18 protein-coding genes are annotated in these 25,828 nt (G+C 31.9%); 5 read left to right on the top strand and 13 right to left on the bottom strand.

Annotation, left to right across the window (positions count from 1 at the left end; translation table 11 throughout):
* Nucleotides 1–564: 564 nt before the first annotated feature.
* The 3 genes from ACZ451_RS06665 to ACZ451_RS06655 are packed head-to-tail and all read left to right on the top strand — an operon-like array spanning nucleotide 565 to nucleotide 6,859.
* Complete coding sequence (locus tag ACZ451_RS06665; RefSeq protein WP_464216332.1) at nucleotides 565–2,622, top strand: histidine kinase dimerization/phosphoacceptor domain -containing protein; 2,058 nt, start codon at nucleotides 565–567, stop codon at nucleotides 2,620–2,622.
* 14 nt (nucleotides 2,623–2,636) lie between these two features.
* Nucleotides 2,637–4,739, top strand: a complete 2,103-nt coding sequence (locus tag ACZ451_RS06660) for a histidine kinase dimerization/phosphoacceptor domain -containing protein (RefSeq protein WP_464216331.1) — start codon at nucleotides 2,637–2,639, stop codon at nucleotides 4,737–4,739.
* Between the two features lie 14 nt (nucleotides 4,740–4,753).
* A complete protein-coding gene (locus ACZ451_RS06655; RefSeq protein WP_464216330.1) occupies nucleotides 4,754–6,859 on the top strand; it encodes a tetratricopeptide repeat-containing sensor histidine kinase in 2,106 nt (701 codons plus the stop codon).
* Nucleotides 6,860–6,925: 66 nt separating this feature from the next.
* On the opposite strand, the gene hemH is transcribed toward ACZ451_RS06655, so the two are convergent.
* Entirely contained in the window at nucleotides 6,926–7,957 is a 1,032-nt protein-coding gene (hemH, locus tag ACZ451_RS06650; RefSeq protein WP_464216329.1) for a ferrochelatase, read from the bottom strand.
* 297 nt (nucleotides 7,958–8,254) lie between these two features.
* On the opposite strand from hemH, the gene ACZ451_RS06645 reads away from it, so the two are divergent.
* Entirely contained in the window at nucleotides 8,255–11,794 is a 3,540-nt protein-coding gene (locus ACZ451_RS06645; RefSeq protein ID WP_464216328.1) for a TraB/GumN family protein, read from the top strand.
* Nucleotides 11,795–11,865: 71 nt separating this feature from the next.
* On the opposite strand, the gene ACZ451_RS06640 is transcribed toward ACZ451_RS06645, so the two are convergent.
* The 6 genes from ACZ451_RS06640 to ACZ451_RS06615 all read right to left on the bottom strand — a co-directional run bounded on the left by ACZ451_RS06640 (nucleotide 11,866) and on the right by ACZ451_RS06615 (nucleotide 19,841).
* On the bottom strand, nucleotides 11,866–13,536 hold the full coding sequence (locus ACZ451_RS06640) for a hypothetical protein (protein WP_464216327.1): 1,671 nt from the start codon (nucleotides 13,534–13,536) through the stop codon (nucleotides 11,866–11,868).
* Nucleotides 13,537–13,578: 42 nt separating this feature from the next.
* The gene (locus ACZ451_RS06635; protein WP_464216326.1) at nucleotides 13,579–14,091 is read right to left on the bottom strand and encodes a hypothetical protein; all 513 of its coding nucleotides are present in this window, start codon (nucleotides 14,089–14,091) and stop codon (nucleotides 13,579–13,581) included.
* The gene (locus ACZ451_RS06630) at nucleotides 14,088–15,338 is read right to left on the bottom strand and encodes a DUF6638 family protein (RefSeq protein WP_464216325.1); all 1,251 of its coding nucleotides are present in this window, start codon (nucleotides 15,336–15,338) and stop codon (nucleotides 14,088–14,090) included. The genes ACZ451_RS06635 and ACZ451_RS06630 overlap by 4 nt, the downstream gene beginning before the upstream one ends.
* Nucleotides 15,339–15,341: 3 nt before the next feature.
* Nucleotides 15,342–17,303 (bottom strand): AAA family ATPase, encoded by a 1,962-nt coding sequence (locus ACZ451_RS06625; RefSeq protein WP_464216324.1) that lies wholly within the window; start codon nucleotides 17,301–17,303, stop codon nucleotides 15,342–15,344.
* Nucleotides 17,303–18,355 (bottom strand): hypothetical protein, encoded by a 1,053-nt coding sequence (locus ACZ451_RS06620; RefSeq protein ID WP_464216323.1) that lies wholly within the window; start codon nucleotides 18,353–18,355, stop codon nucleotides 17,303–17,305. The genes ACZ451_RS06625 and ACZ451_RS06620 overlap by 1 nt, the downstream gene beginning before the upstream one ends.
* Nucleotides 18,356–18,497: 142 nt before the next feature.
* The gene (locus ACZ451_RS06615; protein WP_464216322.1) at nucleotides 18,498–19,841 is read right to left on the bottom strand and encodes a microtubule-binding protein; all 1,344 of its coding nucleotides are present in this window, start codon (nucleotides 19,839–19,841) and stop codon (nucleotides 18,498–18,500) included.
* 196 nt (nucleotides 19,842–20,037) lie between these two features.
* On the opposite strand from ACZ451_RS06615, the gene ACZ451_RS06610 reads away from it, so the two are divergent.
* Nucleotides 20,038–20,865: an N-acetylmuramoyl-L-alanine amidase-like domain-containing protein gene (locus tag ACZ451_RS06610; protein WP_464216321.1), complete on the top strand. Its 828-nt coding sequence runs from the start codon at nucleotides 20,038–20,040 to the stop codon at nucleotides 20,863–20,865.
* Nucleotides 20,866–21,076: 211 nt separating this feature from the next.
* Here ACZ451_RS06610 and ACZ451_RS06605 read toward each other — a convergent pair whose 3' ends face one another.
* The 6 genes from ACZ451_RS06605 to ACZ451_RS06580 all read right to left on the bottom strand — a co-directional run bounded on the left by ACZ451_RS06605 (nucleotide 21,077) and on the right by ACZ451_RS06580 (nucleotide 25,811).
* A complete protein-coding gene (locus ACZ451_RS06605) occupies nucleotides 21,077–22,027 on the bottom strand; it encodes a Fic family protein (protein WP_464216905.1) in 951 nt (316 codons plus the stop codon).
* A 127-nt stretch (nucleotides 22,028–22,154) separates the two neighbouring features.
* On the bottom strand, nucleotides 22,155–23,519 hold the full coding sequence (locus ACZ451_RS06600; protein ID WP_464216320.1) for a ThuA domain-containing protein: 1,365 nt from the start codon (nucleotides 23,517–23,519) through the stop codon (nucleotides 22,155–22,157).
* Between the two features lie 131 nt (nucleotides 23,520–23,650).
* The gene (locus ACZ451_RS06595) at nucleotides 23,651–23,989 is read right to left on the bottom strand and encodes a hypothetical protein (protein ID WP_464216319.1); all 339 of its coding nucleotides are present in this window, start codon (nucleotides 23,987–23,989) and stop codon (nucleotides 23,651–23,653) included.
* Nucleotides 23,990–23,997: 8 nt separating this feature from the next.
* On the bottom strand, nucleotides 23,998–24,456 hold the full coding sequence (locus ACZ451_RS06590) for a hypothetical protein (RefSeq protein WP_464216318.1): 459 nt from the start codon (nucleotides 24,454–24,456) through the stop codon (nucleotides 23,998–24,000).
* Between the two features lie 132 nt (nucleotides 24,457–24,588).
* Nucleotides 24,589–25,002, bottom strand: coding sequence for a hypothetical protein (locus ACZ451_RS06585; RefSeq protein ID WP_464216317.1), 414 nt, complete (start codon nucleotides 25,000–25,002; stop codon nucleotides 24,589–24,591).
* 83 nt (nucleotides 25,003–25,085) lie between these two features.
* The gene (locus tag ACZ451_RS06580; RefSeq protein ID WP_464216316.1) at nucleotides 25,086–25,811 is read right to left on the bottom strand and encodes a DUF2071 domain-containing protein; all 726 of its coding nucleotides are present in this window, start codon (nucleotides 25,809–25,811) and stop codon (nucleotides 25,086–25,088) included.
* Nucleotides 25,812–25,828 lie beyond the last annotated feature (17 nt).

Raw genomic sequence — 25,828 nt, 5'->3', positions numbered from 1 at the left:
ATGCGTCATGTTGTATAGTAATCTAAAGTTATAACAAAAAATAACATGTACAAAAATATTGATATTAAGGTCATGGCATGCCCAATTTTTAGGGAAATTGTAATGTTGGAATCGTCAAAAAACAACTATTTAGACACCTCTTGTTTTTTGCAGCGTAGCAATATGATCATATAGGTCAGTACCCTCAACGTTCAACTATGATTTCGTTGCTGCAAAATTAAAGTTAACAAAATGAGATTAAGTTTAGGTAATCTAGTAGAGATTTTCCAAGTAGTACTTAAGCAACTTAGCTATGAAACGATTGTTTTGAAATAGAGGTATAGAACTTACTGATTATAATAAGTTAAATTTTACAGGACATTGACCCTAATTACTACAAAATGTATGCTGATATATGGTTAACCTAACAGCAGAAAAAATTATTATAAATATCAAATTTTGTTCTAAAAGTTTAAAAATTGATTATTGATAAAATAAATCTTAAATTTATGCAAAAATATCGTTTTGCATGTTAAAAATAGTATCAAAAAAATAGGTTACCTCTGTTTTTTATACACTACAACTTTGATTGCTCAAACTTCTTCTCCCATAGACAGTTTGCATGTGCTTATCAAAAAATCAGATACCGAAGAACGTATAAGTCACTATACAGCACTGAGTGATATTTATTTTGAGGATTTACATAGAAATTTAGACAGTTCTCTTTATTATGCTAAACAAGCTGTAAAACTTACAGAATCTTACAGAACACCAGAAAAAGCAATAGATGCGCTCTACCGTTTGGGTATGGCTGAAATTGACTTTAATAATTATGATGTGGCCATGACCCACATGAAACAAATATTGGTTGATTCTGAAAAGTTATCTTACAGGGTTGGATTGCGAAAAGGAAATCACGGCATTGCCCAAGTTTTTATAAGAAAATCGCTAACGCTTAAAGCTATTCCTTATGCCACAATTGCATATGATCTTGCCTATGAAAATCAAGAAGATAAAAATATAATTTTGAGAATGGCAATAAGTTTATGCACAGCGTATATTAGATCTGGTGATGATGATATGGCTTCCAAAATTTTAAATACGAACTTAAAATTACTAGACGCCCCCTCTGTTACATTAGATAATAAATCTCGATTTTATAATACCTTAGGTTTTATTAGTAAAAATGAAAATGAAAATGAAATAGCAATAATGCATTATGAAAAATCATTGCAAATTGCTATACTAGATAATAATATCATAAATCAATTTTTTGCATCAGGAAATATTACAAATCTTTTTTTTGATTTAAAAAACTATAAAAAAACGGTGTCACAGGCTTTAAAGACTTTGGAGCTTGCTGATAAGAACCCTGAGACCGATAGTGATTTCAGGAATCAAAATAGAATGATTTTGGGCTATTCTTATCATAAATTGGGAGATAACAAGAAGGCAATTTTTCACCTTGAAAAAGCCTTAGAAAGTTACATGAAAACAACAAATACCTTTTCACAAGGGGAGACACTTCTTTATTTGGGCATTGTATATAGAAACGAGAAAAACATACAAAAATCCAATTCTTGCCTAAAAAAAGCAGCACTGAAATTTAAGGAGAATATTAATTACAATAAAAAAGAAAAAGGAGTAAACTATAAAGAAGCTATTGGGAACTCCTATAAATGTTTAGCAAAAGCAGACTCTATCAATGGTAACTTTAAAGAAACTTTAAAGAACTACAAATTATATGACCTCTACAAAGATAGCCTTACCAATGAAACAAATTTAAAGATTACGGAACGTCTGGAATTTGAAAAACAAGGAGTGGAAAAAAATAAAGAAATCGTTCAGCTTACCGGTGAGAACACAATACAGCGTCTTAAGGCCAAGCAACAGCAAAATTTTAAAATGGCCCTTATTGTAGGTCTTGTTTTAGTACTTCTATTATCAGCCATAATTTATAATCGTTTTCGACTAAAAAAGAAGGCCCTAAAAATTATCAATGAAAAAAACGAAGAAAACAAACTGTTAATGCGGGAAGTGCACCACCGAGTAAAAAATAACCTTCAAATCATTTTAGGGCTCTTAAACGCACAGTTAAATTCTAATAAGGAAAACCCAAAACTAGAACAAGTATTGACAGAAAGTCAGAATAGAATACAATCCATGGCACTAATCCATCAAAATTTATATCAAGGCAACACCTTTGTGAAAATACCTGTAGATTCTTATCTAAAAGATCTTATTTCCAATATCAACGCTACCTATAAAAGAGATGCTAAAAAGGTTCAATTTCAATTAGATATTATCCCAAAAGAAATTAGGATGTCATTGGCGGTACCGCTAGGGCTTATCTTAAATGAACTGATCACCAATTGTTATAAACATGCCTTTGCAAATGCTAAAAGCCAAAATAATACCATTGCTATTTCTTTTGAACAGATTATAGAGTCTAATGGCTTTAAACTTATCATCAAAGATAATGGAGAAGGGATCCAGAAGGATTTCAAAATAGATGAAGGCTCATCATCTTTTGGTTTGCAATTGGTATATGGGCTTGTTGCACAATTGAACGGGAAAATAAAAGTGTTACAAGAACAAGGAACAACTTTTGAGGTATATTTAGAAGAACCGCTTGCTGCATAATTATTAAAAGATTTATGAAAAATAGTATTACAAGAATACTCTTCTGCTGTTTTTTATACGCTACTAGTAGCGCACAAAGCCCGTCCGCGATAGATAGCCTGCATACATTGATCAAGAATTCAAATACAGAAAAACAACTCGATCATTTTATTGCACTGAGCGAGATGTATTTGCAAAGACGAAATCAAAACATAGACAGTTCTTATTACTATGCAAAAGAAGCCGTGCGCCTCAGCACTTCTTACGGCACACCGGAAAAGGGTCTGGACGCACTTTTCTGTTTAGGAATGGCCCAGACTGGCAAGAAAGATTATGATCAGGCCATAAGTCACATGAAACAACTATTGGCAGACTCCGAAAAGCTGTCTTATGGTATTGGCCTGCGCAAAGGAAATCATGGTATGAGCAGTATTTTAAAGAGTATGACACAAGCGACTAAGGCCGTCCCCTATGCCGAACTCGCCTATGAACTTGCCATTGCACATGAAGAAGACAAGAATATAATTTTAAAAATGGCATTAGATTTAGGTGATATCTATGTTGCCTCTGGCAATTATGATATGGCGTCCAGAACTTTGACCATTGCTTTAAAATTAGTTGATCACCCATCTATAACCTTAGGTAATAAGTATCTTTTTTATAGAGATTTAGGTGTCATTCATATGTTTAACAACGAAAATGATATGGCATTGGAATATTTAAGCAAAGCCCTTGAAATTGCTAAAAAGGATTACAATATTATAAATCAAATATACATTTCCGGCAATATAGGAGAACTTTATGCGTATCACATCAAAGATTATAAAAAAGCGACAAGCTTTCTTTTACAGGCACTTGAACTTATTAGTGCAAATGATATAAATTATTCAGGATATGATTATTTTTATAATCTCGATTTAGGCTATTCCTATTATAAATTAGGAGATAACAAGAATGCCCTTTTATATCTTGAAAGAGCTAAAGAAAGTGTTAAAAATACCTTTTATAATTATGATAAAGGACGGGTATTTCATTATCTGGCCCTTGTATATAAAGAGGAAAAAAATAAAGACAAATCCGATGCCTACTTTAAAATAGCTTCACAGCGGTTTTTAGACAACATCAATTATTACAGAAACGAAGGCACAAGCAAGTATTACATCATTAAATCATATGAGCATTTAGCAGCAATAGATTCCGCACAGGGCAACTTAAAAAAAAGCTTTGAGCACTACAAGTTATATTCATTATATAAGGATAGTCTTGCCAAGGAAACAAATTTAAAGATTACAGAACGCCTAGAATTTGAAAAACAAGGTGCGGAAAAAAACAAGGAAATCGTTCAGTTGACCAGTGAGAACAAAATACAAAACCTTGAGGCCAAGCAACAACGGAATTTGAAAATGTCCCTTATTGCAGGTCTCATTTTAGTACTTCTCTTATTGGCCATCATCTATAATCGTTTTCGGCTAAAAAAGAAGGCGTTGAAAATCATCAATGAAAAAAGCGAAGAGAACAAACTGTTGATGCGCGAGGTACACCACCGGGTAAAGAACAATCTTCAGATCATTCTAGGACTCTTGGGCGCACAGTTGGACTCAAATAAAGATGACCCAAAACTAAAACAAATATTGACAGAAAGCCAGAACAGAATACAATCCATGGCACTGATCCATCAGAATTTGTACGGAGGGAATACTTTTGTAAAAATACCTGTAAATTCCTATCTAAAAGACCTCGTTGCTAATATTAACGACAGTTATAAAGGGGATGCCAAGAAAATACAGTTTAACCTTAACGTTGCTTCCAAAGAAATTAGGATGTCATTGGCGGTACCTTTAGGGCTTATTTTAAATGAACTGATCACCAATTGTTATAAACATGCCTTTACAAATGCCAAAAACCAAAATAATACGATTGCTATTTCCTTTGAAAAGATTGTAGATTCTAATACCTTTAAACTTATCATCAAAGATAATGGGGAAGGGATTCAGGAAGATTTTAAGGTAGATGAAGGCTCATCTTTTGGTTTGCAATTGGTGCATGGACTTGTAGCACAATTGAACGGGAAAATAAAAGTACTACAAAAACAAGGGACTGTCTTTGAGATTCATTTACAAGAACCGATTGCTGCATAATTATAAATAGATTTATGAAAAATAGTATTACAAAAATACTCTTCTGCTGTTTTTTATACGCTACTTCCCTTAGTGCACAAAGCCCGTCCGCTATAGATAGCTTGCATGTATTGATCAAAAATTCTAGTCCAAAAGATCAAATCGATTATGTTATTGCGCTGAGCGAAATTTACCTACAAAGAAGAAATTTAAAGATTGACAGTGCCTATTATTATGCAAAAGAAGCGGTACGCCTTACTGATTCTTACGGAACACCGGAAAGAGCTGTAGATGCACTTTTCTGTTTGGGGATGTGTGAAAATCACATGGAGCATTATGATCAGGCCATGCTATATATGGAAAAAATATTGACAGACTCAGAAAAGCTGTCTTATGGTATTGGTCTGCGCAAAGGAAATTATGGTATAAGTTACGCTCTAAACTGTATGATACAGACAACCAAGGCCATTCCCTATGCCAAACTCGCCTATGAACTTGCTGTTGAACACGAAGAAGACAAGAACATAATTCTGGAAATGGCATTAGATTTAGGTAATATTTATGTTGTTTCTGGCGATTATGATATGGCATCTAAAACCTTGACCGTTGCTTTAAAATTAGTTGATCACCCCTCTATAAACTTGAACAATAAATATCTGTTTTATAGTGACTTGGGTATCATCAATAGGTTTAACAACGAGCATGATATGGCATTGCGATATTTTACTAAGGCACTACAATATGCCAAAGAGGATCAAAATAATATCAATCAAATATATGCTATCGGAAATATTGGAGAACTTTACGCATATTACATAAAGGATTATAAAAAAGCGACAAGCTATCTCATACAGGCGCTAGAACTTATTAATAAAAGTTCTGAGGATTTTTATGACTATGATTATTCATGCAATGTCAATTTGGGCTATTCCTATTATAAATTAGGGGATAACAAGAAAGCCCTTTTATATCTTGAAACAGCTAAAGAAGGTTATAAAAATACCTTTTATAATTATAGTAAAGGACAGATATTTCATTATCTGGCTCTTATATATAGGGAACAAAAAAATAAAAGTAAATCCGATGCCTACTTTAAAATAGCTTCTCAACGGTTTTTGGACAATATCAATTATTATAGAAACCAAGGTGATGGTAAAGCCTTTATCCTTGATTCATATATACATTTAGCGGCCATAGATTCGGCACAGGGCAACTTTAAAAATAGCTTTGAGCACTACAAATTATATTCATTGTACAAGGATAGCCTTGCTCAGGATAAAAAATTAAAAATTACGGAACGTTTGGAGTTTGAAAAACAAGGTGCGGAAAAAAACGAGGAAATCCTTCAGCTTACCAGTGATAATGCTATACAGCGACTTGAAGCCAAGCAACAACAAAATTTTAAAATAGTGCTCACTGTTGGTCTTGTTTTAGTCCTCTTGTTATTGGGCATCATCTATAATCGTTTTCGGTTGAAAAAGAAGGCGTTGAAAATCATCAATGAAAAAAACGAAGAGAACAAACTGTTAATGCGAGAAGTGCACCACCGAGTAAAAAATAACCTCCAAATTATTCTAGGGCTATTGAATGCACAGTTAGATTCAAATAAGGACGACTCACAACTAAAACAAATATTGAAAGAAAGCCAAAATAGAATTCAGTCCATGGCACTGATCCATCAAAATTTGTATAGTGGGAATACTTTTGTAAAAATACCTGTAGATTCTTATCTAAAAGATCTTATTGCCAATATTAGTAACAGTTATAAAGGGGATGCGAAGAAAATACAGTTTAATCTTGACATTGCTTCTAAGGAAATACGGATGTCATTAGCGGTACCGCTAGGGCTTATCTTAAACGAACTGATTACCAATTGTTATAAACATGCTTTTCTTGATGCTAAAAGCCAAAATAATACCATTGCTATTTCTTTTGAACCGATTGTAGATTCTAATGCCTTTAAACTTATCATCAAAGATAATGGAGAAGGGATTCAAGAGGATTTTAAGGTAGATGAAAGCACATCTTTTGGCCTACAATTGGTATATGGGCTTGTAGCACAATTAAACGGAACAATAAAAGTACTCCAAGAACAAGGAACTGTTTTTGAGCTTTATTTGGAAGAACCTATTGCGGCATAATAAAAGGCTTAAAATAAAAAAAGCTCATTTGTAAACAATCCTTTCAATCTAAAAGGATTTTTTAAATTATGCTGGTAAGGCACCACTCTCTTCCCAAGTATTCACCCATTTTGCCATTACTGCTACCCAAGCATCATTATCATTTAAACAAGGAATATGTTTATAGTGCTCTCCCCCAGCTTCTTCAAACTGCTCTTTCCCTTCCATGGCAATTTCTTCTAGCGTCTCTAAACAATCCGAAACAAAAGCAGGCGTAATTACTGCCAATTTCTTTTTGCCTTCTTTTGCCAAACGTTCAAACTCATAATCTGTATATGGTTTTAACCAAGGGTCTCCTGCCAAACGAGATTGAAAAGAAGTACTGGTTTGCTCTTCTTTTAGTCCTAAATATGCTTTTACACTTTCTGTAGTATCATATACTTGATGGCGGTAGCAAGTGTTATGCGCTACAGAATTAACCCCACAGCAACTCCCATCTATTTTGCAATGAAAACGGGTTGGATCGGATTTACGAATATGCCTTTCTGGAATACCATGATACGAAAATAAGATATGATCATAATCAAAGTCCTTTAAACCTTCCGCAATGCTTTCTGATAATACTCTAATATAATCTTCATTATTATAAAATGCAGGCAGTGTTGTAATCTTCATTTCAGGAAAAAATGCTTCTTTAACTTCCATAGTTTTTACCACTACTGTTTCATAAGAAGACATGGCATAATGAGGATATAAAGGCACCAATAAAATTTCATTTACGCCTTTATCTTTTAAATCTTGAATTGCATTTTTTATGGTCATGGTTCCATAACGCATTCCTAATGCCACTGGCATTTTTGTATGTTTACGCACCTTTTCTGTAAAACGCTCTGATAAAACAATCAGTGGCGAACCTTCTTCCCACCATATTTTTGAATAGGCTTTTGCTGATTTTTTAGGTCTTGTTTGTAAAATAATACCTCGTACTAAAATATTTCTAAGAACTTTAGGAACATCTATAACACGTTCGTCCATTAAAAACTCATCTAAATAAGGCTTAACATCCTTTGCTGTTGGGCTATCTGGCGAACCTAAGTTTACTAATAAAACTCCTTTCATTATTTTACAATTTTGCGCAATACAAAAATAAGACTTGTTCCGCTACTATGTTTTATTTTGTTAAAATACTTTATTGATAGCGGTATAAATTAAGTCGATTTTAGTTTTAAAAGAAAAGAGCATTAAAATCTCGTTAAAATTTCACTGAAAACAGCCTGTAAAATCAAAGATTTAATAGCTTTATTCTAAGATCTATTTATTTTTTTATTTAAAATAGGCATTACATGAAAATACAAGCTTAGGAATAACGTTATACTTATGCTTAAGCTCTACTTTATACCAAACTAAATATTTTTTATGCGAAATTTTTTTACACTCTTTTTTATAGCTACTTTTTTAAATATTTCTGCACAAGAAAAAAATAGCCTGCTTTGGGAAATCTCTGGAAATGGGTTAACCCAAACCTCATATTTATACGGAACAATGCATGTAAGTAAAAAAATTGCTTTTCGTTTAGATGATGTTTTTTATGAGGCTTTGGCAAAGAGTGAAGTTATTGCATTAGAATCTGACCCATCTACATGGTTAGAAATGGATGATAATTTTGGTGCTGTATTAGGTTTTAACTCTAATTACAATCAGAAAGGGTTTTATACCAAACAGTTTTTATTTAAAAATCCAAAAAAAGAGCTCATTGCCAGATATTTAGGAGCCGAAAATGGGATGCTAAACAATATTCTTTACCGTACTAATGCCTATGATCAGAATTTTGAAGAAGATACCTACTTAGACATGTTTATCTACCAAGCAGGTAAAAAATACAACAAACCTATTGTTGCGCTTGAAGATTTAGAAGAGTCTAGTGCATTGGTTGGTAGAGCTAGTTATAATGCTGTGCGTAAGAAACCTGCAGATTGGCTGCAAAAAAGAGCCTTAAAATCTAATCCTATGAGTTTATTACAAGATGCTTATAGAGAACGGAATATAAATTTGTTAGACTCTATAGACCAAGGTTTGTATTCTGATCATTACCTAAAAAACATGCTCTATATTAGAAACCGTAATATGGCAGATAAATTAGATTCTGTAATGCAAACGGCAAAAGTTTTTACGGGTATTGGAGCCGCACATTTACCAGGTGAAAAAGGGGTTATTAGCATGCTTAGAGAAAAAGGATATACCGTAAAAGCATTGACTTCTAAAATTTCTAAAAAAGCAACATATCTTAAAGAACAATTTCAAAATAAAGTTTTAGAAAATACCTACAAAACACATACGGTAGATGATCATTTTTTTAGTGTGTTATTACCTAATAAATTATATCCTATTTCAGAATTTTCTAACACCTTTTATATTTCACCAGATTTAGCAAACGGCAGTTTTTTTACAGCAAATAGAATCCCTATTTATCCCCAATTACTAAAAGAAAACAATTTTACTTTAGATGACATTGATGCACTATTATTTGAAAATATACCGGGTAAAATCTTGGAAAAAAAACAGATCAGTATACATAACTTCAAGGGTCTAGACATTAAAAATCAACTTAAAAATGGAGAACACCAACGGTATCAAATTTTTATAACCCCATTAGAAATCATTATTTTTAAAATGGGTGGTGAAAAAGATTATGTAAAAAAATATTCAGATACTATCTTCAATAGCATTCGTTTTAAAAATATTGAAAATAAGATAGTTACAGTATCTTCAAAGTATAATGACTTTAAGTTAAAAATGCCAGATTATTACAGGTTTACCAATACAAAAAGAAAAGGAAATAGATTAATTACTGGTTTTGATGCTAAAAAAAATACCTATCGGTTTGCTAAAAAAGTAAGTTTAGTAGACTACAATTTTATTGAAGAAGATACTTTTGAATTAAAACAAATTCAAAAAAGATTCTATCAAAATTTAGAACTTAAACCAACTTATAATCAACTCAAAAATGCATCTCTTAGCTCATTTGCGCTACTAGATTCTGTAACGACAAAAAAACTACATCTTTACACAACTTTAAAAGGTAAAGATTATTATTTGCTAGGTATGGTTTCTACTGATGAAAAAGAGGCAGAAGATTACTTTAAATCATTTAAAATCTCAAAACCAACTTACAAAGAAGCTTTTAAAAAAATAGTAGATACTGCATTATTTTTTAGCACTATTAGTACCGTAAAGCCTCCAAAGTTTGTTCAAAATAGTAATGCGTATTATGGTGTAGATAAAAAACCAAAACCCTATAATGCATTTAATAAAACAACTGTTTATCAAAATAAAAATAACGAAACGATAGCTGTTAAATTAAATAAGTCTCATGACTATTTAATGCTCCCCAGTGTCGATTCTGTTTGGGCCTTACGCAAACGTATTTATGCCTTTAAGAGATTTAACATTTATAAAGAAACGAGGAATATTACTCCAGAGGGTTATCAGGAATTACAATTAACCCTTACAGATACTGCAAGCACAAGAGGTATTTTAATAAAAAATATTCTAAAAGATGGTTTGTTATATGAGTTAAAAACAATTGTAGATACCATTTCTAAACCAAGTGAATTTGTTACTACTTTTTATAACAATTTTAAACCGCAAGATACTGTTATTGGTAAAAGTGTATTAACAGATAAAACGGCATTATTTTTTAAAGACCTGCGTGCAAATGATAGTATTATATTAGACAGTTATAAGCTTATCCATTTTAAAGAAAAAGATATAGATTCTTTAAAACATTATATCACTACGTTTGAATTTAAAGATGATCAGAAAAAAATACAAACGCATCTTATTAAGACTCTAGGGAAACTAGGTGATGAAGCTGTTTTACCTTTTTTTAATACCTTTTATGATGCATCTTATAACAACTCTTTTGCACAGACTAAAATTTTACAGGCAATTACAAAAAAAACCACAGAAAAATCAACTAAGAATCTCTTAGATTTTATGGCTAAAGACTTGCCTTTGGTTTCTAAAACATGGGAAATTTCTACCATTTTTAGACCTTATTCTGATAGCTTAGTTCTAGCCAAAAAACTATTTCCAGAAATCATAGATTACAGTACTATTGAAGAATATAAATCGCCTATATTTTCTTTACTTGCCAAATTAAAATCTCAAGGTTTTATAAAACCTAATTTATATAAAAAATACCGCAAGCAATTGCTAAGTGATGCCAAAATAGTATTAAAACGAAAATTAGGAGATGAGTCTAACACAAGTGAAACTAATAATTTTAGCGACTATCATTATAATACTGCAAGGATAGGTAACAATTCTCTTTTAGAAGATTATATTACTTTACTTTATCCTTTTAGAAAAGAAAAACAAGTACAATCGTTCTTTAAACGCTTAGAAGCCTTAAAAGATCCGAAAGTTCAAATTACTAAACTGGCTTTATATGCAAGTGCTAACGAAAATACTCCAAATTTAAAACAGCAATTAGATACTCTTGCTGCTGATGTAAGCAGTAGAAATTTACTTTTCAAAAAATTAAAAAACATTAATAAATTAGCACTTTTTCCAAAAAAATATAAATCACAAAAGGCTTTAGCTGAAGCACAACTTTTCCAGTTTAACAAGCACGTAACTCCAAAAAATGCTGTAGTTTTCTTAAAGGAAAAAGAAATAACATACAGAGGAGAAAAATACATAGGCTATTTCTTTAAGCATAGAAACAATACAGAATACAATAAAAAATATAAAATATACTTAGCGGTCTATAAACAAGACCAACCATTACAAGCTAAACCGTTTTACAAAAATAACGGTTGGATAATAGATGATACAGATACCGAAGAAGAGGTACTAGGTTATGTTACAGAAGGTTTTATTTTAAAAGATAGAAAACGTGCCGAAGTCTATAGACCTAACAGCTATGACATTCTAAATTTGTATGATTATTAATATACTTAAGTAGCTAAAATAAAATCAATGTTAGTGCTATACCTAAACATATATTAGATCAATCAACTTATTTAGATACTATCTTTTTTAATAGGTTCTATACTCATCTTTAAAGAATCTACTTGAATAGTATCTCCCTTTTGAATTGTCTCTACAGTATTATTTAAATTCTTTTTATGAGGATACAGTATCTCATCAGTTAAATTTTCTGAAGCTTTCCACGTTTCTCCTAACTGATCTAATATGGTTTCTATCCATTTAGACGGATGTTTTGCATCAACCCAAATTACATCTCTATACTCTGCATCTACCAAGGCAAGATCTGGTGTAGCAGCACCATCAAAACGAGTATTACTATCTCTCTTAGCAGCTACAGTCCCTAAAACAAACATTCTTTTTTTACCAGCAATTTTTTTTATGAAAGGTCTAAACTCTACAGGCTTATTTACCGTCCAATCATATTCTTTTTTAGACTCCATAACTTTTAACGGCATTGCAGAAACGCCTGCCATACCTTCTTTTTTAGCAGCATGGTTGTAATAATACAATGCATCTGTACCATCAGCCGGGATCATTACACTAAACGCTAAACTAGTCCGCTCATCACCAATAGGTTCCAAACCAAACCAATGGTATAAACCATTAAATGCTCCTATATTTCTTCCTTCAAAATCAAAATCGGTAACATAAGGTTGCTGATTTTGGTCTTCTGGCAATTCTGGAATCTTTACCGCAGTTTTTTTATTCCAAGGCAATGGGTCTGTAAAGCCTCCTAAAAATTGTAATGATTGCGCTTGCAATCTAGATACACGCTCTGCAACTGTATTTTGGCCTGTTAAAAAAGGATGATTTTTAATTTCTGATGGAGCAATATAAGTGCCTTTCCCTATGGTTATCCGCTCTACATAATCCATAGCATCATGTTCTCCTGCTTCTATAACCATAACACCCCCATAAGAAGGATATGGAAAGAAAAAACCTTTCCATTTTATTAGGCTTACTACTTGCACCCATTTCCCAGCATCGTTTTTCATATAAAAAACATCACTAGGCTCCATAGTAAACAATTGAAAAATATTAAAACGCTGTACTACGGCATTATAGGTATTACGGCTAAAAGCCAATGATTCTCCTATAGAAAAAGTGATTGGAATACGGTTTTCATTAGAAAACCTTGGAAAAGGGGAAGTGCTTTCTACAGTAAAAAGCTCTTCTGTATTATCATTCATCCGCTGCCAAGTATATTCTTTTGCAGGCTGCACCGCCATAGTCCACTGGTTAGTACTATCTAACCGTACCAGTTGTGGTAAAGAAACTTCTTGTGTTTCTCCTATAGATTCATACGCCATAGTAACAATATTATTAAAGGGCTGTATACGCTCATTACGTGTTAAAGGAAGCTCTTGAAGTTCTATTAAATTTAGATGATTGTATACATTATATAATTTCATGTAATCATGTAATTTTAATTTAAAACCAGTAAACCAAATGATTGTAAAAAACACAATAATACCTAATAAAAGAAGTACTCTCTTTCCTGCTCCAACTGCTTTTCTAAACCTAGTTAGCATAAACCATAAGAATAAACCTCCTAATACGATTAGAAAAACATACTTTCGAAAGAATAATAATGCTGGTTGGTAATCATCTCTTAAAAAAAACAACGCTAATACTAGTATCACAGCACTTATACTCACAATGCGTTTTTGTTTTTTTCCTCTTTGCCAATAGTTCTTTATCATCTTTACAATATTGAGTAATTGAATATCTTTTTGTCTCTAATGTTATTTTATCATTCCTTTATCTTTAAGCCGGTCTCTTGCAGATTGTTTTACTTCTGGGGTGGGTTCTTTTACTGGTATATCTTTAGTACTATTATTTACTTCTTCTTCTCCATCCACTAAATCTTCTACAAACTCTTTGCCTTTATCCAATATTTTTTCTAAGTTTTCTTTACTGGTTGATTTTTTAGTAAAAATGACTAAAGAAGCGATATAAGTTCCTATTAGGGTTCCTACAATAGCTGAAGCAAAATATTGGATAAAAAACACATTTATTGGTGTTACAAAGGTAAATACTGCAGCACCTATTACAAATAATAAGCTAATCCAAACCAACCTTAATAAAAATGGCTGCTCATGTACAAAACCTTTTTTATTATCTGCTTTCATCTGCAATTCAGCAGCATGTGTAATTTTATTTGCCATTCGGTATACTTTATTGCTTTTAGATTCTCTCCAATACCAGACGATACCAAATAATATTGCAAGCGTAAATACAATGATTTCTAATGTCATACTACATGTTTTTTATTGTTCTCTACTATTTCATTAATTACCCAATCTTGGTAATCTGGTTTCCATGTACGGTACTTTGCATAAAACTGCTCCTTATCATACCAAAATAAATGTACCGGGTCTTTTGGCATTATCTTTATTAATAATTTCCAAACTAATTCTTTTAACTCTGCTTCTAAAGTGGCTTTGGGTTCGTAAAGTGATTTGATATGAAAATCATCTACAAAGTCTTGTAATTTTAATTCCTTATTTACTATTTTCTTTTGAAAATACAATTCTACACCAGAAATCTTTTTTTGTATTGTAATGGGTAATCCATTTACATATTTCTTAAATAAAAAGTGACTCTCTAAAATTTCGTTTATCGGATGACTATTTTCTTTTAAATGTTCTATAAAAATATGTTTCTTAACTCTCCTATATCTTGGCTTTTTTATAATGCGTTTAAAATTATCCTCTAAAACACCTTGGTTTACTAATGCTTTAATAAGTTCATTATGGTCTTTATGAAATAATAACACGTCATAATCAGTATCATTTAAAGCATTTTTAAAAATAGTTTCATCTTCAAAAACCAAAATTTCTTTTTTGGTATTCTTAAAAACAAACACACCTCCAAAAGCACGAGTATGAAAAGAATCTACTTTTAGCCTAATAGGGTCTAAACGCAATTTTCTGGTTCTTAAATCACCATATTTTTTTGCTGATCGCAAAAGTTGCTTATGTACCTCCCGATCTATAAAATTATTAGCTCTATGAAACAAATTAATAAAAGCCTCTTGCTCCATTTGTTTCTTATCTAAATCGTTTAATAAAGCAAATGTTACTTCTATTTCATTATAGCGCAAAAGATCAAAAGGTTCAAAAAAAGCATCTATCTTCTGATCTAAATGTAGCACCAGAGCTGAATCTTTAGTAATATCTCTAATTTCTGAACAATAGGCTGCAAAAACAGCATTCATCACATCACGATCAAAACTATGCGAGGGCATATGTACTGGCTTACCCTGTTGTTCTGGAGAAATAATAATAGCATTTACATTGGCTTCTCCTATATTTAGATAATAATTCTCTTGCTTTTCTAAGGCAATTTCTGGGCTCCAACCCATCCCATCAATTGAAAACGTTTTCAGTTTTGTTGGGCTAACGCCTAACAGTTCCAAACATTTGTTGTACCGTTTTGCCAACGAACCAGAAAGTGTCATGACCGCTCCACCAAATAAACCTGCTGCCTTTAGTTTTTCCATTAATTATTTTCCTTCTTCAAATAACTTACTTGCTTCTAATTGCACATTTAGATCGTGTACTCTGCCTTCTACTTTACGCTTAAAATCTGTATCTGCAATAGTTGCTACATTATCCAAATAACGTAATGTTTCTTGTTTTCTAATATCAGAAAAATTAAGTCCTTTCATATTCTTCTTCATTAATTCTTTTAACATTTCTAACTTTTCATCATAGCTTTTCTTAAAATAAATTGATGCATCTGAAAACCATTCTTCTGGCAAATCAAAATCGGTTAAACGCAATGAAATAGCACTTTGGATGTTTCTAATATCTCTAGATGAAAAAAACGGAAATGCTTTCTGTACTTCCTTATATAATTCAGCAAAAAACAGATGTTCATTTGTTTTATACTTTGCTGCTGTTTGCTCATAAATCGCTAAAATTTTTGTTTCACTAGGTTTATCATTCTGATTTAAAATTTCACTCATACTTTTTGCTAAACCTTGTTCACTTAAAAAAGTATAGTTTTCTGGGGTTTCCATATTTACAAAATCTGGCATAGTTTCCTGAAATTTACGCCACCATAAATAGTCTTGATCTATAAAATCAGGAATACTTCTAGCCCCATCAATCTTAAACCTTCCTTGTATTCTAGAAATAATAGCTTTATCTAGCATTTCTGGTAAATTGGTAAAAAGCCCTATAGAACTATTTCCATAATTAATTGCATAGGCTCCTTCTGTATATCTTAGAAAAACCCCAATTACTTCTTTAACTCCGGCAGAAACACCTTGTGCAGTACGTTCTTGCAAGTTATTTTCTGCATCATCTATAGGGGCAAAAATTATTTTATTTGGATCTTGTAATGGTTTCATCCATTGTACCATTTTCTCTGCAGATCCACCTTGAAAAGTAGAAATTAGAGTGTCTGGCATAGGGTGAAATAAGAACGGAATGTCTAAAGCATCACAATGTTCTTTTAATTTAGTGGCTATTGCTGCGATAAGCATACTTTTTCCTGTTCCAGGAATTCCATACCCCATAAAAACAGGCATAAAGCCGCCTAATTCTTGAAAAGGATTCTTTTTTGCTTCAAAATCATAGCTTAACATGCGTTCTGTTAACCTACGTGCAAAATGTTTTGCATCTTTATTTCCTACAATCTGCTCAAACTGAATTTTATTGAATTCTACACTTTTAGCATTTCCTTCAAAAGTATTTTCCCAGCCCGAAACCGCAAATTCGCTCTTTTCTAGTTTATAAGTCCTGTCTGTAATTGTTTCCGTATACTCAAAACTACTAAGGCGTAATTGTATTTCTGATAGTAATGCTTCAAAGAAAACTACTGTAAAATTAACAACTTCAACATCTGAAGTTATAATTTCTGGATGCCCTAAATATTTTTCGTAATAAAAAAGCATACATGAAACTCCTTTTAGTGGCGATTGTATAGAAACTTCTGGAATCCCAGCAAACTTATTTTTCATGACACTTAAATCATCAGATGCCTTGGGTTTTAAATCAAATAAAATACGATAGGCAATTCCGAAGAGCATAAAAGCTGTAGCAGTTTGTAATTTAGATTCGTATTCTCTGCGCTGCGATACATCTAAAGCTGACTTGCGCTCATGTAAAGCAGAAAGTCCAGAAGCATCATAATAACTATCTTTTAGCCATATTCCCATAGTTAAACCTTCTTGCAAAGCATATAAGGCCTCATTTAAGTGTAGTGGAATTGCTACTGAATCTGGCAGTAACCTTTTCTTTAACGCTAAAATAGTCTTAGAAACAGAGATCACTTCATTAGCGGCACTTCCATTTGCTTTAGATAAATACAGTAAAATAGAGTCGTCTTTTTTATTTTTATCTCTGCTTTTGGCCTTACTGCCTTGTTCCCACTGTACCCCTTTTAAATACGAAGCAGCTTCGTCTCGTAAAAGATCTAATTCTGTTAATTTTATAGGAAAAGTGCTATTATGCTCCATTAATTTAATTTTAAACTCGGTATCTCTATTGGATTTTGAGTGAGTGAATTTATAGTTTCCGGTATGGTATCGTATAAAGATTGTATGACTCTATGCGAACACAATAAATATTTTTTTTGCTTTGGTTCTTCCCAAAGTTGTAGGTATTGTTTGTTAAAAATAGAGCCTTCTTCGAAACCTCCTTTAGATGTTGTTTCTGCCACTTTTATAGAGATCGCATACGCAGACAAATCAAAAATTTTATTTACAATTTTAGTTAATATGGTATGGGTAATATCTATTTCGTCTTTTGCAAAAACGCTATGCAAAGGTCCTAAATCTAATTTTTTAATTTTTTTAGGCCGTAGTTTACTTAGTTTTTTGTCAATTGCAAATGCCATCATATCAACAGGTATATCTCTGTCTGCTGTACTTTCTAATACAGCATAAATTTCTTTGGTATAATCTTCTAATTGCGCTTTGTGTAAATCAAAATACATAAAACAAATAAATGGTCTATTGTAGGTAACATCATAAAAAGACCAACTTATCATATATTGTGCTTCTTCTGTATTTACTTCTTTTATTTTTCCTTGTACAAAACGTTTAAAGATGTATTGTTGGTCTACAGAATTATAATATACTACAGAAGCTGCCTGTTGCAGTTTGGTTTCACTTATTGGCTTTTTTTCTTTTAGTAAGGTTTCTAGAAAATCTATTTTTATCGCCTCTACATCTGGTAGTTTACTAATATGTTCTTGTTTTAATGCTAAATCATTAAATAAATATCGAAACTCCAAGTAATTCGGGAAACCAGATTCTGTTAGATCAATACGCATTTTCTCATCATCATCAAAAAGGTATTTTACTCTAAAAGCCTCTAAAGAATAGGTAATTAACTCACAATACTGTTCTACATAAGTAGCCTCTATATCAGTACAAATTCCTTCTTTTGCAATGCTACGTACTAACTGATTAAATGCATGTGTAACAATTTTAAAGTACACTTTATACTGTTCTTTTGTTTCTAGAACAGCGCTATCTAAAGGCGTAATAATTTCGTTAATAGGCATGTGAAAAATAGTTTAAATGGCGTGCATTTTTGTTTGGAGTAAGTTCAAAAAAAAGTGAAGCATTTCTTGAACTTACTCAAAGTACTAAATAATATATTTACGGCTGATTAAGCGCTTTTTTTAAGGTGATATTATTTAAAAATTAGCTTAACATATCGTCATCTGCTACTGGTTTTGGCTTTTCAGGACTTCCCCCATCACCACTGTTTTCAGGAGCTTCTCCATCGTTAGCATAATATTCCTCAAATATTTCTTTCATATCCATACCATAACGGTTTGCAAAATCTTTTTGAATATCAGAATCTTTTTCTCTAATTTCTTGAAGTGCTTCTGCATAACTAGAATAAACCCCTTGCATTACTTTTTCATGCACTGGAATATTATCCATCATCTCTTGTCTTGCTTTGGCACTGGCAGTATGCATAGAAGCTAGAGTTTGTCCAATATGCTCATCAGTTTTAACACCTAAATGCTCTAATATTGCTGCAAATTCTTGATCTGTTCTAGCTTTTAAGGCCACTACATAACCATCATAATATTTTAAACGTTCGTCTGTATCACTCTTTAATTTTGCACGGTGTGTTTGTAGGTTACTGCGTAAAGAAGTTAGTACTTTTATCGTTAAATTATGCTTGTGTACAAAGCTATCTTTACTAGCCGCTAAAGTAGTGTAGGCATTTTTTAAGCCTTCTAATTCTTCTACTTTTTGTTCTATGGCTGTTACTTTACCTATAGCTTCAGAATACTCCGTAGATTGTTTATCGGCAACCTCTTCTAAAGCCTGTCTTGCTTGCTTTAAAATAGCGTATTGCTCTTCTAACTTATCTTCTGTTTCTTTTTTCTTTTCTAAGGCTTTAGTATGATTTTTACTTGCTTCTACAATAGCTACTTGTAACTTATCTTCTACTTCTTTTATTTCTACTTCTCGGTTTTTTAAGCGCCCTACAGCTGCCTGACTCTTGTAAGACAATTCGTTTAACAAGGTTTGAATGTCTGCAGATTCAATACGCTCTTGAAACATTTGTTTCGCTTTTAGGTCTGCACCGTCTCTTGTTTTTTGTGCAGCAGCTAATTCTTCTGCTCTCTTTTTAATTTTAGATTTACGTCCCCAAAGGTTATTCCACCAATTGTCTTTTACTTTTTCGGCATCTTCTAATGCTATTTTTGCACGTTCTAATGCTGCTTGTGCAGAATCTATTACTTTTTGCTCATCTGCGTTAAGTGTAGAAAATTTTTCAAAAATTATTCCTACTTCATCTTGATAATCGGTAAGGTCTTTAATAGCATCCAATAATGAAGTACGATCTTTTTCGGCCATCCCCACCACATCATCTAAAGTTGCATTTAATATTTTCTGACGTACTTCTGGGTCATCCTCTTGCGCTAATTTAGATTTCATCTGGTCTACTGCTTTCCCCCAGTTTACATCTACTTTTTCTTGTTTAGAGCTTGATTCGGTTTCTAATAGATCAAAATCTTCTGCCATAGTATCTTTATGTTTAATTTAGGATTAGTATTTCGTTTTAAATTTCGGTAAAAAAAACAATTTAAGAAAGGTTTTGCTTATATGTTGCTAAAAAATTGTTTTTGTTACGAAAAAATAAAAATTTGAATGCTAAAATGATGATTACAATACTAGAATTTGGTTTGATAATTGAGTATTTTTGAGTAGAATTCATTTTATGAAAAAGTTGCTTTTATTTTTTCTGATAACTAATGTTGTTTCTTCGCAACAAATCACATGTTCCCCTCAAGACAAGCTAGCTTTTGAAGACAAAATTATAGCAATTAAAAACTTAGGAAAACAAGATATCGTTGCAATTGGCAAAAGTTTTTTAGGGACTGCTTATGTTGCTAAAACTTTAGAAATAGGAGAAACGGAAACCTTAGTAGTAAATCTACATGGCTTAGATTGCACTACTTATATAGAAAATGTATTGGCATTTAATCTAGTAGTAAAAAATAAAAAAACTGGTTTTAACGATTTTACAAAAGCTTTAGAAACCATACGATATAAAGATGGAAAATTAGAGGGTTACGCTTCTCGCTTACATTATTTTACGGAATGGATAAGAGATAATGAGAAAAAAGGTTTAGTACGAGATATTACTTCTGAAATTGGAGGTAAAGAGATCAGCAAAACCATAGATTTTATGAGTACGCACAGGGAATTATATCCTTTTCTAAAAGATAGCGACGAAAATTATCAAAAAATAAAAGCAACTGAAGCTAGCTTAAATAACGAATCTTTCTGTGTATTAGCCCCAGAAGATATTAAAGCAAATGAGCATTTGATCCAATCAGGAGATATTATCGCCTTAGCCACTTCCATAAATGGTTTAGACGTTACTCATACAGGGATAGCAACCAGAGAAGAAGATGGTAGGGTTCATTTATTACATGCTTCTACTTCTGGAGAAGTTACCGTTTCTGAAAAACCTTTGGTTGATTACCTAAAAGGGATTAAAAAAAATATTGGAATTATTGTGATTAGAGTTGTTGTGGAATAGATTATGTGTGCTTCTAAGCATCTGGGATTGCAAGTTCTATAAATTTGATAATACTCAAAAATTCTCCTAATTGTAAAGCTTGTTCTTCAGTAATTATATCGTAAATAGTTGTTTTAGTTAAATAAAAGGTAAAATTGTTTCTGGTGGAATACTCCCGCTTGCATCTCATGCTATTTCTGTAAAAAAACAAAATCTAATCTAGATTCTAAAGTTAAATAACTTTATACCTTGTCTTATTCTTTTCTCCTGATTTAATTAAAATGCCTAATGCTATCCCTTTTTTTAAATCTCTAGAAGCTGTAGAGGTTGAAATGTCTTTAAACATATCCATATAATCTTTTCTAGTAAACGTTGTTTGGTTGTGTGCTTTAAAATACGCTAACCTTTCTTCCGTATTGAAGTTTCTATTGTTAAACGATAGTAAACCCGAAAGAGAATCATTTATCACATTAAGCATATAGGTAATAAATACAGTCGATGTACCTAACTTATCGCTATCTGCTAAAGCTTTGTAATATGCCACTTGGTCTTTGCTAATTAACGTTTCAAAAGGAATATACTCAAAAACAGGATATTCTGTCATTAATAGCAATGTTTGCCATACTCTTCCCATTCTGCCATTTCCATCTAAAAAGGGATGTATAAACTCCATTTCATAATGAAAAACACAACTTTTAATCAACGCTATTTCATCTGTTTTTAAATATAGAAATAAGTCTTTCATTAAAAAAGGAACATTTTTATATGGTGGCGCTAAATGCGCTACTTTAGAGCCTTTAACTATGCCTACTCCTTGTTTTCTATATATTCCTGGCCCTTCAATTAAACCATTCATCAATGCTTTGTGAGCTTTCAAAAATGACTTTTCGTCTAATGGATTATAGTTGTATATATTATCATAAAGGTGAATAGCATTTAGCACTTCTTGAATGTCTTTTTTTGGACCAATTACACTTTTATTTTCAAGCAAAGCAGTAATCTGTTCTTCAGTAAGTGTATTTCCTTCGATTTTTAAAGAAGAGTGAATTGTTTTTATTTTGTTCTCTTTTCTTAATGTAGGTGAAGGTTTATCTAAAAAACTAGCATTTATTTCTCCTATTTTTTCAGAAATAGAAGCTATCAGTTTTAAGATAGCTGAAGTAATCTCATATGGTGGCTTCATAATGATAGCATCATTTGATAGTATCAAAAATACAATTATTTAAAATAATTATGCTTATTTAATGATTTTACACCTTAAGAAACCCTAAAAAAATTTAGATATTCTTAACTTTTTTATAACAAAAGTTCTAGTTAAGCATAAAAGCAAACGCATTACTGATCAACTGAACAAACTCAGGATTTGAATACTTACTCTTTGCGTGACCCATACTGGAATAAAAACTAATTCCACCATCTGGTCTTTCCCAATAATGTGCGGTCATTCTAGCAATATCATAAGAATTAGAACCCGTATTTGAAACTCGTAACAACTCCGTAAAAGTAGTATTAAGGTAACCGCCTTCCCAATAATACCATTCTTCATTATCACTCCAAGGAAATACAATGCTAGAAGTTAACTGCATATTTTGATTTTCTATGCTTACTGTTGCTCCAAAATTAGCTCTGGTATGGTTTGGATTGTTTCTAACGCTACATCCTGTTACATTTTCGGCATACCAATCCCAAACTCCTTTGCCATTACCAGAAACTGTAGTTGCAGTACTATGCCCATAAGCATCACTAGCCGCATGGTTAGAAATAAAATGCCCTCCTTGTGTGGCGTAAGCCTCTACATTTGCTCTTTGTACTTCATTTAAGGTATTGCCAGAGGTATTGGTGAAAAATATAATATTGAACTGATTTAAATTGGCTTGTGAATTAAATGCTGTGCCACTATCGTCTACTACTACATCAAAATTTAGATTTGCAGCAATCTGTTGTACCATAGTCACACTTTCTTCCTTTGTATTATGATTAAAACCGCTTGTTTTTGTAAATACTAAAACCTTAGCGCTAGCAGGTGTTGTTGCAGTAGTAACTGATACAGCTATACTTTGATCAGATTCATTATCATCAGCATCCAAAGCACTAACCGTAAACATATAGTTTGTAGAAGCGCTAAGTCCTATTACCGAATAAGTGGTTCCTGTAACTTGAGCGATCTCGCTACCATCTTGATACACTTTGTACCCAATAACCTCCATATCATCTGTAGCTGCAGACCAATTAAGATCCGTACTTGTAGCAGTAGTATTACTTGCTGTTAAATCCAAAGGAATCGTTGGCGTTGTTGCGGTTGTTTCTTCTTCTGCTAAAGTAGTCACCTCTATTGTGGAACTGTTTTCTGAAGAAACTTCCTCATTATTTATTGCGGTAATGTAAACTTCATAATTCGTTTCTGGTACTAGGTTAGCTATACTAATAGTGGTACCACTAACCGATTCTAAAAAATTTGAATTAAGATATACAGAATAAGAGGCAATAGTTTGCGTGTCTTCACCATTTTCCCATCTTACTTGGAAAGAAGTTTCACTAATATTAAAAGCAACTACATTTATGGGTGCTGATGGTAATTGTGCGGGCAGAGGCACATCTGGCATAACATTAGTATCTTTTTTACAAGATATCACAACCAAAAACAGAAAAATAACTACAATACGATTTGCTTTCATAAGATCTGGAGATTTTATTTATTTACGTTATGTCTTAGCTTTTTGGTTTTTGTATAATATATTTTAAAATTACTCTTAAGAATCTAAAGGCAATTGACTAAAAGAACTGATTATATGTTTTAATGTAATACTTAGGTCTTATTTACTTTCATTTTATCATCATTAATGGAGACAAACAACAGAGATCCTTTTTCTTCTGGTTTCCACCCTAATTCAAGAGCTTGTTTTATCCAAATTGAAATATCTGATGGAATAACAGAAATCACATTTTCTGTGTTCCAATCTTTCGGATGTTTTATATCTGTGTATATATGTAGTGTAGTTCTAGGTTTTTCAGCAGACTCTACAGCAATATGAATCATACCAATTCCATAATCTGTCTGACTATAGGTAGCTTTTCTCCGAATAAGCCATCTATACTTGTTTTCTTCAACAGTTATAATTCTAGTCCCTTTTTTAGGTATAGCCATATTTCTGTTTAATTTTTTGAGAGTGACTTTAAATCAGAATGCAACTTTCTAAGTTGAGAATTATTAAATGAAAGAAAATTACTATTGAGTTCATCAATTTCTTCATCATTATCCAAAATTATCAGTCTTAGTTTAGGTATAAAACTACGTTTTTTCCCATCTGCAGTTTTCAATTCCGATTTCAATGATGAAAACTGTACCTTTTTCACTTTTGAAGTATACAAAGACTCTTTTGTGATTTCAATCATTTCTTTAGAAAGAAAGACATTTATTTCTTTAATTTTCGAACCTGTTAACCCAGTAATGATTAAAGCTAGGCTTAGCAATGGTCCTGCAACTGTCCATATATCTGGATAGATTTCATTATTAAATAAATAAACAAAAAATGATAACAAAGAGATACCTAACACAAGTTCAAGTATAAATAGTCCTCTGACTGGAATATAATGTTTATAAATATTTTTCACTGTAACAAATATTATAATTACCAAGATATAGAATATATGGTAAGTACAAAGCAGTTTAATGAAGAACTTAATCCTTTATAAGATAGAATAATCCCTTTTATTTGGGGTATTTTCATTTATGGTAATTACCGCTTATTTAGAAAAGGGTTTTTCAACTTTTACACCAAATGCGTTTTCATTCATCCAGATAATATCCCAGCTGGCAATCGTTTCAGAAAAATAATTATTCAATTCTACTTTTTTCAATTCAGAATTCAAATAATAAATTCCGCTTATAATTGCAGATCGTTTTAAACCAGTCCCGCATCTCCCAAGCGATTTTGGATTATAATGTATTTCTAAAATTTCATTTAATTGAAAGTTATATACAGTTCCTTGTGTATAATACTTGCAACGCTTATAAACTCCTATATCAAAATAAGCCCCAGTAATCTTATGGTCATAAATCCAAGAACCAACTAAATCTTCCTTAGTAATTTCTCGCTTCTGTGCAAATGAGAGTAACCCAAGAAATAAGAGTAGAATAGTAGTAGCTAGTTTTTTCATAATTTAGTTGAAACAAGAATCGTTCCAACTTAAAGGCAATATGCGCAAAAACTTATTTCACTAAACAAAACAGTAAGATTTAATTATATTGTATCTCTAGACTTCATTTTTTTTAATCCTACCCATTCGTGCTCAATACCTTTCATTAAAAGGGCATTATCAAATTTCACAGAACCTTTTGGAAAAACAGCTTCATTCTCAAAAAAGCTCGATTGAACTTCTTGTACCTTTAAAAGAGATACTTTCCAGTTATACGTTCTGAGTTCTAATCCTTCAAAATTACTTTTACCTAGGGAATAACCTACAGCATCTTTCTCAAAAAAATTGGAAACGCAATTTAGGTTTTCAAATACGCTTTCAGTATTCCAGTCATCGGTTTCTTGTGCCTCAATTGCTAAAGAAGTTTGGTCATCGCTAACAAAAGCTACTTTATAATTTCCATTAGACTCTTTTACAGAAAACTTAGCAAAATGATGAATACCAGGAAAAATAGTACCTCCTGCCAAAGCGTTTAATTTAGATGAAGTGTCTCTTCTAGGGATATAAACCCCTTCTTTTAATTTTCCATTTTCAATCCATTCCACTGCAATTCGGTGTGCTCCGTTTTCGGAAGAAATACCGATTTGTTTTGGCAATCCTTTAGGTCTTATTTCTTTTAATCGTATTAAACATATTCCTGCAATACCTTTTCCATTAACTAATTTAGGCTTAAAAGGTTTTGGTAAATAATTTCTTAAGACTTCAGCATCAACTTGATAGTTGATAAGAATTCGCCGATCAATAATTCCTCTCATTTTAGGTATTTTCATCTGAGATGGATTCGTTT

The sequence above is a fragment of the Allocellulophaga tsushimaensis genome (genome assembly GCF_055383085.1).
Note: the sequence above shows the minus strand (reverse complement) of the source record. Positions and strands in the feature narration are given on the sequence as shown.